Annotated in this window: 5 protein-coding genes; all 5 read left to right on the top strand. The window is 69.8% G+C overall.

Going from position 1 to position 14,685, the window contains the following annotated elements:
• Positions 1 to 169 precede the first annotated feature (169 nt).
• The 5 genes from HEP73_RS15925 (at position 170) to HEP73_RS15905 (ending at position 14,671) form a co-directional block, all read left to right on the top strand.
• Entirely contained in the window at positions 170 to 3,097 is a 2,928-nt protein-coding gene (locus HEP73_RS15925) for a TonB-dependent receptor (RefSeq protein WP_185820718.1), read from the top strand.
• Between the two features lie 105 nt (positions 3,098 to 3,202).
• Positions 3,203 to 3,946, top strand: coding sequence for a FadR/GntR family transcriptional regulator (locus tag HEP73_RS15920; protein ID WP_185820717.1), 744 nt, complete (start codon positions 3,203 to 3,205; stop codon positions 3,944 to 3,946).
• Between the two features lie 451 nt (positions 3,947 to 4,397).
• Positions 4,398 to 13,100 carry a GH36-type glycosyl hydrolase domain-containing protein gene (locus HEP73_RS15915; RefSeq protein WP_255423526.1) on the top strand — a complete coding sequence of 2,901 codons (8,703 nt, stop codon included), beginning with the start codon at positions 4,398 to 4,400 and terminating at the stop codon, positions 13,098 to 13,100.
• The gene (locus tag HEP73_RS15910; protein WP_255423525.1) at positions 13,097 to 13,321 is read left to right on the top strand and encodes a hypothetical protein; all 225 of its coding nucleotides are present in this window, start codon (positions 13,097 to 13,099) and stop codon (positions 13,319 to 13,321) included. Before HEP73_RS15915 ends, HEP73_RS15910 begins: the two co-directional genes overlap by 4 nt.
• A 186-nt stretch (positions 13,322 to 13,507) precedes the next feature.
• A complete protein-coding gene (locus tag HEP73_RS15905; protein ID WP_185820715.1) occupies positions 13,508 to 14,671 on the top strand; it encodes a zinc-dependent alcohol dehydrogenase in 1,164 nt (387 codons plus the stop codon).
• The last annotated feature ends 14 nt before the right edge of the window (positions 14,672 to 14,685 follow it).

Genomic DNA, 14,685 nt, shown 5'->3' with positions numbered 1-14,685 from the left:
GTGATTTGGCGCGAAATCCGTGCTGCATCCGCACATAAATTAAGATCAATCGCACGTACCAATTGGCCTGGACGGATATTTCTACCAATTTGTTGACATTGGTCGGAGACCGGTAAAGGCTCCGCTCCCAAGTCGTAGCCCTTACGGCGTTCACTCGGGAGGAGAGACCATGCGGCACCCCTATGCGGCCCCGTCCGCCAAGCGCGCCGGCGCGCGCTCGTTGCGCAGCGCCCTGGCCTGCGCCATCGCGGCCTCGTTGACCAGCGGCGTGGCCTGGGCGCAGGAACCGCCAGCCGCTGCGGCCGAGACCGCCACCGCGCCGGCGCCGGCGAGCGGTGCGACGACGCTGGACCAGGTCCAGGTCACCGGCATCCGCGGCTCGATCCAGTCCTCGATCAACAAGAAGCGCGACGACACGGTGATCTCCGACGTGCTCTCGGCCGAGGACATCGGCGACCTGCCGGCGCCGTCGCTGGCCGACGCGATCGAGACCCTGACCGGCGCCGCCTCCACCCGCGACAAGACCGGCGCCTCGGAGATCTCCATCCGCGGCCTTGGCGCGTTCCTCAGCAGCACCCAGTTCAACGGCCGCGAGATCACCAACGGCAGCGGCGACCGCTCGGTGAACTTCAACATGTTCCCGGCCGAACTGATCAACACCGTGGCCATCTACAAGACCCAGCGCGCGGACCTGATCGAAGGCGGCGTCGCCGGCACCATCGGCCTGGAGACGGTGAAGCCGCTGGACTACGGCAAGCGCGCGCTCCAGTTCGACGGGCGCGGCAGCTGGGCCGAGTACGACAGCAAGTACCGCGACAAGGACGGCATCGGCTGGCGCGGCACCGCCAGCTACATCGACCAGTTCGAGTTCGCCAACGGCGGCAAGCTCGGCGTGTCGATCGGCCTGCAGGCGCTGGACGGCACCGATCCGGAAGAGAGCATGACCAGCGGCTCCACCTGGTACGCCTGCGACGGCACCCAGAACGTGCGCAACGCCAACTGCGCCGAGGTCGGCGCCAACGCCATCGCCAATGGCGCGCCGTACTACCTGGTGCCGAGCAGCCGTATCTACCGGCTCAAGCAGGAACGCAACGACCGCCAGTCCGAGTTCGCCGCGGTGCAGTGGAAGCCCAACGAGGTGCTCGAGGTCAACGTCGACTACGAACACACCGACCGCAATTGGCACGAGAAGCGCTCCGACCTTAGCCTGTCCAACACCCGCCGCGGCATCGTCGATCGGCAGGTCGACGACAACGGCGTGCTGCGCAGCTATTCCGGCAACACCTCGATCGATTCCACCTCGACCCTGTACGACCGCAACGAGGAATACACCGGCGGCGGCCTCAACATCGTGCTGCGCCCGAGCGTGGCCTGGGAGATCGCCACCGACCTGTCCTATTCGCACACCGTGCGCGAGGACACCCAGCGCATGACCCGCCTGCGCGCCAACGCCCGCGACGTGAACAACGCAGTGGTGCCGGGCATCAGCAGCGGCGCCACCGGCTACGTCAACTACGACTGGGACAACCGCGGCGACGTGCCGAGCATCGCGCTCGACCCGGCGTTCGATGTCGCCGATTGGGATGCCTACACCGGCGCGGCGCGGGTCACCTCCGAGGAGGAAAAGAACGACCACCGCATCCGCGCCGGCCGCTTCGACGTCAGCTACCTGCCCGAGGACGGCCTGCTGACCAAGCTCAGCTTCGGCCTGCGCGCCAGCCAGGCCGACTACCGCTACTTCGACAACACCATCACCACCGACATCGCCGCCAGCGGCGCCGGGCGCGCGCAGATCGTCGCCGCCAACCAGGCCTGCCGCGCAGCGTTCCCGCAGGACGACTTCCTCGACGACGCCAGCGGCAACACCATTTCCAATTGGGCCTACTTCGACCCGTCGTGCCTGTACGAAGCGTTCCGCGGCAGCAGCGCCACCGGCGTGGATCCGAACTACATGGATCCGAACAACGTCGACGTGGTGGAGAAGACCAAGGCGTTGTTCCTGATGGCCGACTTCCGCAGCACGCTGTTCGGGCTGCCGGTGTCGGGCAACATGGGCGTGCGCTGGGTCAAGACCGACGTGCGTTCGCAAGGCGTGCGCGCCGAGCTGGACCTGATCGACAACGGCGCCGGCACCCTGCGCCTGCAGCCGACCGGCACCTACCAGACCCTGGTCGCCAAGGCCGGCAACGACAAGCTGCTGCCCAGCGCCAACGCGTCGTTCGAACTGCGCGACAACCTGCTGCTGCGCGTGGCCGGCTACCGGGCGATGTCGCGTCCTGACATCGCCGCGCTGGGCTCGGGCCGCAACGTCAACCTCACCGGCACCGAGAACTTCACCAGCCTGGAAGAGGCGCTGGCCGGCATCACCGCCACCGGCAACCCGGAGGCCAAGCCGCTGATGTCGTGGAACGGCGACGTGTCGCTGGAGTGGTATCCGAACGAGGACAGCATGCTGGCCGGCGCGGTGTACTGGAAGCAGTTCAACGGCGGCACCGAGACCGCGCTGTTCGACGAGACCTTCGTGGTCGATGGACGCAGCGTCACCGTGGCGGTGCCGCGGCAGGTGACCACCGACAAGAAGAGCACGCTGACCGGCTTCGAGCTCAGCGCCGCGCACCGCTTCTCCTACCTGCCCAAGCCGCTGGACGGGCTCGGTTTCAAGCTCAGCTACAACTACGCCGACACCGATTACGAGACCCAGGATCCGCGCCTGGGCGAGCAGGTGGACGCGGTCACCGGCACGGTGATTCCGGCGATCGTGGCCCCGGCCGGGCTCAGCGGCTTTTCGCGGCATGTGCTGTCCGGCTCGCTGTACTGGGAACTGGGCCGCTTCGACATGCAGGCGATCGGCAAGTACCGCTCCAAGTACTACCAGGACTTCACCGGCAACACCGCGCAGCAGAACCGCTACTACGACGACAACACCAGCGTGGATTTCCGCGCGCGCTACCGGGTCACCAAGCAGCTGTCGCTGTCGCTGGAACTGATGAACCTGACCAACGAACCGCGCGTCGCATCCCAGCCTGTCTACGGCAACTTCCGCGAGTACGTGAGCTACGGGCGGCGCGCATATTTCGGTGTACGATACAAGTTCTGAACGCAGCGGCGCGGCTCCCGGGCCGCGCCGTTTTTCGAGCCGCAGCAGGCGCCGGCGCGTCGTCCCGGCGCCGCTGTGGAATTCACCGACGGGTCCTTAGCGCGAATGTCCGAAAGCCGCCTCTACCAATCCATCGCCGCAAAGATCCTGTCGCTGATCGAATCGGGGGAATTCCCGACCGGTTCGCGGCTGCCGGGCGAGCGCGATCTGGCCGAGCGCTTCGCGGTCAGCCGGGTGACCATCCGCGAGGCCGAGATCGCGCTGGAAGCGCAGGGCTGGATCGCGATCAAGACCGGCTCGGGCGTGTACGTGCGGCCGCGTCCGATCGATGCGCAGGGCGCGCTGCCCGACGTCACCGCCTTCGACCTCACCGCCGCGCGCACGGTGATCGAGGCCGAAGCCGCGGCGCTGGCCGCCGGGCGTCTGACCGATGCCGATATCGAGGAACTGCAGATCCTGGTCACGGCAATGTCCGACCCGACCACCACCGAGGAAATGGCCGGCGAATACGACCGCCGCTTCCACCTGGCGATCGCGCGCCTGTCCGGCAATCCGGTGGTGGAGTACTGCATCCACCTGATCTGGCGCATGCGCAACGAACTGCCGCGGGTGCGCCAGGTGTATGCGCACGTCTGCCACCAGGACGACGCGACCCGCACCGACGAACATGCCGCGATCCTGGAAGCGCTGAAGACGCGCGATCCGGCGGCCTCGCGCAACGCGATGCGCAATCACTTCCAGCGCCTGTTCGAGTCGATGCTGGAAGCCACCGAGAGCCAGGCCCTGGCCGAGATCCGCCGCCGCACCCAGCAGGACCGCGAGCGCTTCCTGGCCACCACGCGGATCTGAGCCGGGCGCCGCTGCTGGCGTAACGCCTTCGTTGTCGGCGGTGCGGCGTCATGCGTGTACGCGGATGCGCGCGTGCGGCGTGTCGTCGCCGTTGCCATTGGCCATCGTCGGGACCTGTTCGCCTCGCTTTGCGGCGTCTGTCTTCTGCGCAATCGCACCGCAATCGCGGCACATTGCGCCAGCCGGCGATGTCGCACGCATCGGCATCTGAACGCCATCGGCGCGCTTTGCGTCGACCGCAGCGTCAACCGCAGCGCGGCTGTGTCTCGCGCAGCGATGTCAGCACGATCGGCAACGACGCGCAGCGCGCTGCCCGCATTCACGCCTTGCGCTGCCGGCGCCTGTTAAGCATGCAGCCAAGTGGGCTCTCTGGCTCCTCTGGATCATCATGGTATCCCCCTGGCGTGCGTTGCGTAGACGGCTGCTTCCCTATCGGCGCGGCCTTTCCGGCATGCGCGCGATGTTCCTGCAGCATGGCCGCGCGCGGCCGCCGACCGAGGAGCCGCTGCGTGCGCAACTGCTCAGCGCCGAACAGATGGCCGCGCACGGCGAGGCCTTGGCGCGCAGCCACCGGGTGCGCGGCGGGCGCAGTCCCGAGGTGTTGCTGGCGCGGCTGAAACAGAACGAGGACGTGCTGCGCGACGCCTTGGCGATGCTAGCGGCGATGGTCCGCGACGACATCCGCGTCACCCCGGCTGGCGAGTGGCTGCTGGACAATTTCTACCTGGTCGAAGAACAGATCCTGATCGCGCGGCGCCATCTGCCGGCCGGCTACAGCCGCCAGCTGCCGGCGCTGGCGCAGGGCGCGTCGGCCGGGTTGCCGCGCGTCTATGCGCTGTCGATGGACGCGATCGCGCATGGCGACGGCCGTATCGATGCCGACATGGCCAGCCGCTTCATCGCCGCCTACCAGACGGTGACGCCGCTGAAGCTGGGCGAGCTGTGGGCGATTCCGATCATGCTGCGCCTGGGTCTGCTGGAAAACCTGCGCCGGGTCGCGGCGCGGGTGATGCGCGACGGCATCGACCATCGCCTGGCCAGCGACTGGGCCGACCGGCTCAATACCACCGCCGCGCAGGATCCCAAGAGCGTGGTGCTGGTGGTCGCGGACATGGCGCGCTCGCAGCCGCCGCTGTCCGGTGCGTTCGTGGCCGAGCTGGTACGCGGGCTGCACGGCCGCGGCGGGGTGCTGGCGATGCCGGTGACCTGGGTCGAGCAATGGCTGGCCGACGGCGGCCAACGCATCGACGACATGGTGCACGCGGAGAGCCAGCAGCAGGCCGCCGACCAGGTCTCGATCAGCAACAGCATCGCCAGCCTGCGGTTCCTGGCGACGATGGACTGGCGCGACTTCGTCGAAGACCTGAGCGTGGTCGAAGCGCATCTGCGTCGCGACCCGCACGGCACCTATGCGCAGATGGATTTCCAGACCCGCGACAGCTACCGGCACAGCGTCGAGCTGCTGGCGCGGCGCAGCGGCGCCAGCGAAGACGCGGTAGCCGCGTGCGTGCTGCAGCTGGCGCAGGCGGCATCTGCGGACGACCGGCGCCATGTCGGCTACTACCTGGTCGATGATGGCCAGCGCGACCTGCCGGCGGCGATCGCCGCACTGCCGCGCGCGCGGCGGCGGCCCTACGTGGCGCGGCGCACGCTGCCGCTGTCCGCGTACCTGCTGCCGATCGCGGCGATCGCCGCATTCGGCGCCTGGACCCTGCTCGAGCAGTTGCATGTGCTGGCCGCGGTGCCGGCTTGGTTGTGGGCGACCACCGCGCTGTTGGGCGTGCTTGCGTTCAGCGAACTGGGCGTGGCGCTGGTCAACTGGGCGGCGACGCTGCTGGTGGCGCCGCGCACGCTGCCGCGGATGGACTTTTCCAAGGGCATTCCGGCCGGCGCGCGGACCCTGGTGGTGGTGCCGAGCATGCTCAGCGACACGGCCACGATCGACGAGCTGGCCGAGGCGCTGGAAGTGCGGTTCCTAGCCAACCGCGATACGCAACTGCATTTCGCGCTGCTCACCGATTTCCTCGATGCCGCGCAGGCGACGCTGCCCGGCGACGCGGCGCTGCTCGAGCACGCGGTACAGCACATCGTGCGGCTCAACCAGCGCTACGCGCCGGAAAGCGACGACCGCTTCTTCCTGCTGCATCGCCCACGCCTGTGGAGCGCCGGCGAGCGCGCCTGGATCGGCCACGAGCGCAAGCGCGGCAAGCTGGCGGCGCTGAACCGGCTGCTGCGCGGCGGCGCGGCCGATGCCGATTTCAGCGCGGCGATCGGCGCGACCGCGCTGCTGGCGCAGGTGCGCTACGTGATCACCCTGGACGCGGACACGCGGCTGCCGCGCGACGCGGCACGTGAGTTCGTCGCGACCCTGGCGCATCCGCTGAACCGCGCGCGCATCGATCCGGCGCTGGGCCGGGTGACCCGCGGCTACGGCATCCTGCAGCCGAGCGTGGGCAGCAGCATGAGCGGCCATCGCATCACCCGCTACGCGCGCCTGTTCGGCAGCGAGCCGGGCATCGACCCGTACACGCGCACCGTGTCGGACGTGTACCAGGACCTGTTCGGCGAAGGCTCGTTCGTCGGCAAGGGCATCTACGACGTGGACGCGTTCGAGCAGACGCTCGACGGCCGCCTGCCCGACAACCGCATCCTCAGCCACGACCTGCTGGAAGGCTGCTATGCGCGCGCCGGCCTGGTCAGCGACGTGCGGCTGTTCGAGGATTATCCGGCGCGCTATGCGGCCGACGTGAAGCGCCGCGCGCGCTGGATCCGTGGCGACTGGCAACTGCTGCCGTGGCTGCTGCCGTGGGTGCCGGACGCCGCCGGCCGCTACCGGCGCACGCCGCTGTCGTTGCTGTCGCGCGGCAAATTGCTGGACAACCTGCGCCGCAGCCTGGTGCCGCTCGCCGCCACCGCGTTGCTGGCGATCGGTTGGCTGTGGTTGCCGCGGCCGGCGGCGTGGACCGCGTGGCTGCTGGGCCTGTTGGTGCTGCCGATCGTGGTGCCGGCGCTGCACGACCTGATCGCCAAGCCGTCGGACATAGGCTGGCGCATGCATCTGGGTATGCTAGCCAAGGCGGTGGCGACGCAGTTGCAGCGCGCGCTGGTGGCGCTGGCCTGCCTGCCGTACGAGGCCGGCTACGCCGCGCTGGCGATCGTGCGCACGCTGTGGCGCATGCTGGTCAGCCGGCGCCACTTGCTGCAATGGCATGCGTCCAGCGACGTGGCGCGCAGCCTCGGCCGCGGCAATGCGGCCGAGCTGGGCGGGATGGCGCCGGCGGCGCTGTGCGCGCTGGCGCTGCTGGCCGTACTGGCCTGGCAGCAGCCGCATGCGCTGTGGGTCGCCACGCCGATCCTGGCGCTGTGGATCGTCGCCCCGGCGCTGATGGCGTGGATGGGGCATGCGCCAGCGCAACGCCGCGCGCAGCTGGCGCCGGCGCAACGCGCCTTCCTCGGCCGGCTGTCGCGGCGGACCTGGGCGTTCTTCGAAGTGCACATGCGCGCGCAGGACCATTGGCTGCCGCCGGACAACGTGCAGGAGCATCCGCAACTGGTGGTGGCGCGGCGCACCTCGCCGACCAACATCGGCCTGGCCCTGCTCGGTAACCTGGCCGCCTACGACCTGGGCTACCTGCAGCCGGGCGGGGTGATCGAGCGCACCCGGCTGACCCTGGCGACGATGGAGACGCTGCCGCGCCATCGCGGCCATTTCTACAACTGGTACGACACCGAGACCCTGTTGCCGCTGCCGCCGGCCTACCTGTCGACGGTGGACAGCGGCAACCTGGCCGGGCATCTGCTGACCCTGCGCCAGGGCCTGCTGGCGCTGTGCGATGCGCCGTTGCTGGCCGCGACCACCTTCGACGGGCTGGCCGACACGTTCGGCGTGCTGCGCGAGGCCGCGCACGACAATCCCGCCGCGGCGGCGCTGCCGCAGGCGGCGCTGCACGATGTCGATCAGCGCCTGCAGGCGCTGCGCGCGGTCCCGCCGGAGACGCTGCCACAGACCTGGCACGCACTAGCTGCGCTGGCCGTGCAGGCGGCCTCGATCGCCGAGCACTGGCCGCCGCCGGTGCCCACCGCCGAGCACTCCGCCGACGCCTTGGCGCCGCACTGGCCACAGGTGTTGCTGGACGCGTGCAACGCGGCTCAGCAGGAATTGCGCGAGTTCGCGCCGTGGGCGACGGTGGCCGACCAGTCCGACGCCACGCCGATGTCCGCCGCGGCCGAGATGCCGTTGCCGACCTTGCGCGCGCTGGCCGCGCAGACCCACAACGCCGACGCCGCCGAGCGCGCCCGCGCGCGCATCCACCAGCTCGAGCGCCTGGCGCATATCGCCGGGCAGCTGTCGCTGATGGAATACGGCTTCCTCTACGATCCAGCGCGGCGGCTGTTGGCGATCGGCTACAACGTCGACGAACGGCGCCTGGACCAGGGTTACTACGACCTGCTGGCGTCGGAAGCGCGGCTATGCAGCTTCGTCGCCATCGCCCAGGGCCAGCTGCCGCAGGAAAGCTGGTTCGCGCTCGGCCGCCAGCTCACCGAGGTCGATGGCGAAGCGACGCTGCTGTCGTGGAGCGGCTCGATGTTCGAATACCTGATGCCGCAGCTGGTGATGCCCAGCTATGCCGACACCTTGCTCGACCAGACCGCGGTGCATGCGGTCAACGCGCAGATCGCGCACGGCGCGCGGCATGCGCTGCCGTGGGGCGTGTCCGAGTCCGGCTACAACGCGGTCGATGCGCGGATGAATTACCAGTACCGTGCGTTCGGCGTGCCCGGGCTGGGCCTCAAGCGCGGGCTCGGCGACGATCTGGTGATCGCGCCGTACGCCAGCATGATGGCGCTGATGGTGGCCCCGGAAGCGGCCTGTACCAATCTGCAGCGGCTCGCCGAGTCCGGTTTTGGCGGGCGTTTCGGCCTGCACGAGGCGATCGACTACACCCCCAGCCGGGTCCCGCCCGGCCAGGACCATGCGCTGATCCGTTCGTACATGGCACACCACCAGGGCATGGGCCTGCTGGCGCTGGACCATCTGCTGCGCGAGCAGCCGATGCAGAAGCGCTTCGCCGCCGATGCCGAATTCCAGGCCACCTTGCTGTTGCTGCAGGAACGGATTCCGCGGGTGGGCGTGTTCCATCCGCAGGAGGCCGACGGCGCCGCACGCAGCCCGCAGGACGCGCGCGAGGACGAGACCCAGCTGCGCGTGTTCCGCGACCCGAGCGCGCCACGGCCGGCGGTGCAACTGCTCTCCAACGGCCGCTACCACGGCCTGCTGACCAGCGCCGGCGGCGGCTACAGCCGCATGCGCGACATGGCCATCACCCGCTGGCGCGAGGACGGCACCCGCGACCATTGGGGCAGTTTCTGCTACCTGCGCGACGTGGACAGCGGCGACTACTGGTCGGCCGCCTACCAGCCCACCGCGGTGGCGGTGGACCACTACGAAGCGATCTTCTCCGATGCCAAGGCCGAGTTCCGCGGCCGCAAGCGCGGCTTCGACACGCACCTGGAAGTGGCGATCTCCGCCGAGGACGACATCGAGCTGCGCCGCCTGCGGGTCAGCAACCGGTCGCGGCAGCCGCGCACCATCGAGATCACCACCTATGCCGAAGTGGTGCTGGCGCCGGCCATCGCCGACGAACTGCATCCGGCCTTCAGCAATTTGTTCGTGCAGACCGAGATCGCCCGCGACACGCAGGCGCTGCTGTGCACGCGGCGCACCCGCGCGCACGACGAAGTCGCGCCGTGGATGTTCCACCTGGTGGCGGTGCACGATGCGCACATCGGCGCGATTTCCTACGAGACCGACCGCGCGCGCTTCCTCGGTCGCGGCAATACGGCGCGCAATCCGCGCGCGTTGCGCCACGAGGCGGCGCTGTCCGACACCGCCGGCTCTGTGCTCGACCCGGTGGTCGCGATCCGCTGCCGGATCGTGCTGGCGCCGGAGCAGACCGCGATGATCGACATGGTCTACGGCGTCGGCGGCGACCGCGCCGCGTGCATGGCGCTGATCGACAAGTACCGCGACCGGCGCTTGGCCGACCGCGTGTTCGACCTGGCCTGGACCCACAGCCAGGTGGTGCGCCGCCAGATCAACGCCTCGCAGGCCGACGCGCAGCTGTACGAGCGCCTGGCCGGGCTGATGGTGTACGTGCACCCGGCATTGCGCGCCGACAGCGAGCTGCTGCTGCAGAACCGGCGTGGCCAGTCCGGGCTGTGGGGCCATGCGATCTCCGGCGACCTGCCGATCGCGCTGCTGCAGATCGGCGATGCCGACAACATCGAACTGGTGCGGCAGATGGTGCAGGCGCACGCGTACTGGCGGCTCAAGGGCCTGCATGCGGACCTGGTTATCTGGAACGAGAGCCAGAGCGGCTACCGGCAACAGCTGCAGGAGCAGATCCTGGGCATGGTCGCGGCCGATCCGGACGCCAGCGTGCTGGAGCGCCCCGGCGGCATCTTCGTGCGCCCGGTGCAGAACATCTCGCAGGAGGACCGCATCCTGCTGCAGGTGGTGGCGCGGGTCATCGTCAGCGATCAGCGCGGCACCCTGGCCGCGCAGATCGGACGGCATCTGCCGCCGCCGCGCGGCGTGCCCGAACTGGTGCCGCTGCCCGCCGCCGCGCTGGCCGAGGCGCAGGCCCTGGCCATGCCTGCGCCTGCGGCCGGCGATGCGCACGAGGATCCATGGCCGTTCGCGCCGGCGCATGCCGAGGTGCTGTTCGACAACGGCACCGGCGCCTTCGCCGCCGACGGCCGCGAATACCTGGTCGCACTGCGCGAGGGTGCGCCGACCCCGGCGCCGTGGTCCAACGTGCTGGCCAATGCGCAGCTGGGCACGGTGCTCAGCGAGAGCGCCGCCGGCTACACCTGGTTCGAGAACGCGCACGAGTTCCGCCTGTCGCCGTGGCACAACGACCCGGTCGCCGACGCCTGCGGCGAGGCGTTCTACCTGCGCGACGAAGACAGCGGCCGGGTGTGGTCGCCGCAGGCGCTGCCGCGCCGCGGCGAGGGCGACTACCGCACCCGCCATGGCTTCGGCTACAGCGTCTACGAGCACGTGGAGGACGGCATCGCCAGCGAGCTGTGGGTGTATGTGGCGCTGCACGAGGCGGTGAAGTTCTCGGTGTTGAAGCTGCGCAACCTGTCCGGCCGCAGCCGGCGCCTGTCGGCGACCGGCTATGTGGAATGGGTGCTGGGCGATCTGCGGGTGAAGTCGCAGATGCACGTGGTCAGCGAACAGGATGGCGCGCACGGCGCATTGCTGGCGCGGAACCCTTACAACGCCGAGTTCTCCGCGCGCACCGCGTTCTTCGACGTGGACGCGGACACGCGCAGCTGCAGCGGCGACCGCAGCGAGTTCCTCGGCCGCAACGGCGACATGGCCGACCCGCAGGCGCTGCGCCGCGAACGCCTGTCCGGGCGCCTCGGCGCCGGGCTGGATCCGTGCGCGGCGATCCAGGTGCCGCTGAGCCTGGCCGCCGGCGCCGAGTGCGAGACCGTGTTCCGGCTCGGCGCCGGCAAGGACCACGACGCGGCGGTGGAACTGGCGCGGCGCATGCGCGGCCGCGATGCCGCGTACGACGCGCTGGATGCGGTGCGCATCCACTGGCGGCAACTGCTCGGCGGGCTGCAGGTGAAGACCCCCGATCCCAGCGTGGATCTGCTGGTCAACGGTTGGCTGCCGTACCAGACCCTGGCCTGCCGCTACCTGGCGCGCAGCGGCTACTACCAATCCGGCGGCGCGTTCGGCTTCCGCGATCAGCTGCAGGACATGATGGCGCTGGTCCACGCGACGCCAGCGCTGGCGCGCGAGCACCTGCTGGCCAGTGCCGCGCACCAGTTCCCGCAGGGCGACGTGCTGCACTGGTGGCATCCGCCGCAGGACCGCGGCGTGCGCACGCGCTGTTCGGACGACTATCTGTGGCTGCCGCTGGCGGCGTGCCGCTACCTGCAGGTCACCGGCGACCGCAGCGTGCTCGACGAAGACGTGCGCTACATCGAAGGCCGTGCCGTCGGCGCCGACGAAGAGTCGTATTACGACCTGCCGGCGCCGTCCAGCCAGCGTGCGCCGCTGTACGCGCACTGCGTGCAGGCGCTGCGCCGCGGCATGGCGCTGCTCGGCGAACGCGGCCTGCCGCTGATCGGCACCGGCGACTGGAACGACGGCATGAACCGGGTGGGCGAGGGCGGCAAGGGCGAGAGCGTGTGGCTGGGCTTCTTCCTGTATCACGTGCTGCAGCAGTTCGCGGCGCTGGCGCGCGGGCGCGAGGATGCGGCCTTCGCCGACGAGTGCGATGCGGCGGCGCATGTCCTGCGCGGCAATCTGGAGGCGCATGCCTGGGATGGCGGCTGGTATCGGCGCGCGTGGTTCGACGACGGCACCGCGCTGGGTTCGGCGGACAACACCGAATGCCGCATCGATTCGATCTCGCAGAGCTGGTCGGTGCTGTCCGGCGCGGCCGAACCGGCGCGCGCGCGGCAGGCGATGGCCGCGCTGGACCAGCATCTGGTCAAGCGCGACGCCGGCCTGATCCAGCTGCTGGAACCGCCGTTCGACCGCATCGAGCACGACCCCGGCTACATCCGCGGCTACGTGCCGGGCGTGCGCGAGAACGGCGGGCAGTACACGCATGCGGCGGTGTGGGCGGCGATGGCCTTCGCCCACCTCGGCGACGGCGAACGTGCCTGGGAACTGGCGCGGATGATCAACCCGATCCAGCACAGCCTGGATGCGGCGGCCAGCGAGCGCTACAAGGTCGAGCCCTACGTGCTCGCCGCCGACGTCTACGGCGTGGCGCCGCACGTGGGCCGCGGCGGCTGGACCTGGTACACCGGCTCGGCTGGCTGGATGTACCGGCTGCTGGTCGAATCGCTGCTGGGCCTGCAGCGCGAAGGCGACAGCCTGCGACTGCGGCCGTGCCTGCCCGCCGACTGGGAGCGCTGCGAACTGCATTACCGCCACGGCGGCAGCACGTACCACATCGAGCTGCTGCAGTCGGTGGGCGGCGAGGCGGACGCCGGCGCCGATGCCGACAACGGCAGCGGTCTGTTCCTGGACGGCGTGCGCCAGCAGGACGCGCGCATCGCGCTGGTCGACGACGGCAAGGCGCATCGCGTGCAATGGCGGCAGCCGCGCGCGCCGACATGAACACGCGCGCGCAGACCCAGGCGGCATTGGCGCATATGGCGGCGATGCTGCCGCAGTGGACCGCGCATCTGCGCCATCCGCAGGAATTCTGGCCGCAGTTCAGCGCGCTCGCGCAGGAACTGCTGGACGCGGCGGATCCGGGCGATCGCGCGCAGGCGCGGCAGGCGTTGGCGGCGATGCTCGCCGAGCATGCGCTCGATACGCGGCTGCTGCCGCACTGAGTCGCGTCCTCGCTTGACGCGCGCACGCCGTCGTGCGGATCGCCCGGCAATCGATGGCAGCCCTCAGCGCCGCGCCGTATGGCGCTGCGCCGATCCCGCCACGCTGGCCTCACGGCATGGTCACCCCGGTTGCACGTCGCCTGCGGCAACACTGCGGTCCACGACGTCGCAAGAGGACACCATCCGATGCAAGCTCTCACCTATCACGGCACCAAGGACGTGCGCGTGGAAACCGTTCCCGATCCGGTGCTGATCGATGCCGACGACATCGTGCTGCGGGTCACCGCCACCGCGATCTGCGGCTCCGACCTGCACCTGTATCGCGGCAAGATCCCCGACCTGCACAGCGGCGACGTGCTCGGCCACGAGTTCATGGGCGTGGTCGAAGACGTTGGCCCCGAGGTGACGCGAGTGAAGAAGGGCGACCGCGTGGTGATCCCGTTCGTGATCGCCTGCGGGGAGTGCTTCCACTGTCGCCTGACCGAATACGCCGCCTGCGAGACCACCAACACCGGCAAGGGCGCCGCACTGAACCAGAAGGGCATCCGCCCGCCAGCAGCGCTGTTCGGCTACAGCCACCTGTACGGCGGCGTGGCCGGCGGCCAGGCCGAATACGTGCGCGTGCCCAAGGCCAACGTCGGCCCGCTGGTGGTGCCGGACGCGCTGCACGACGAGCAGGTGCTGTTCCTGTCCGACATCCTGCCCACCGGCTACCAGGCCGCGCTCAACGCCGGCGTCGGCCAGGGCAGCACCGTGGCGATCTTCGGCGCCGGCCCGGTCGGGCTGATGACCGCCGCCTGCTGCCGCATGCTCGGCGCCGAGCGCATCTTCATGGTCGACCGCTATCAGTACCGGCTGGATTTCGCGCAGAAGACCTATGGCGTGATTCCGCTCAATTTCGAACAGATCGACGATCCGGCCGACATCATCGTCGGCCAGACCGACGGCCGCGGCGTGGATGCCAGCATCGACGCGGTCGGCTTCGAGGCCAAGGGCAGCACCGTGGAAACGGTGATGGCCACGCTGAAGCTGGAAGGCAGCAGCGGCACCGCGTTGCGCCACTGCATCGCCGCCACGCGCCGCGGCGGCACGGTGAGCGTGCCCGGCGTGTATGCCGGTTTCATCCATGGCTTCCTGTTCGGCGATGCCTTCGACAAGGGCCTGACCTTCAAGATGGGCCAGACCCACGTGCAGCGTTTCCTGCCGGAACTGCTGGAGCATATCGGCGAAGGCCGGCTCAAGCCGAACGAGATCATCACCCATCGGCTGAGCCTGGCGCAGGCCGCCGACGGTTACGCGATCTTCGACAAGAAGGAACAGGACTGCCGCAAGGTGATCCTGACGCCGTAACCCGGCTCGACCGT

The sequence above is a fragment of the Xanthomonas sp. GW genome (assembly GCF_014236815.1).
Taxonomy (GTDB): domain Bacteria; phylum Pseudomonadota; class Gammaproteobacteria; order Xanthomonadales; family Xanthomonadaceae; genus Xanthomonas_A.
Note: the sequence above shows the minus strand (reverse complement) of the source record. Positions and strands in the feature narration are given on the sequence as shown.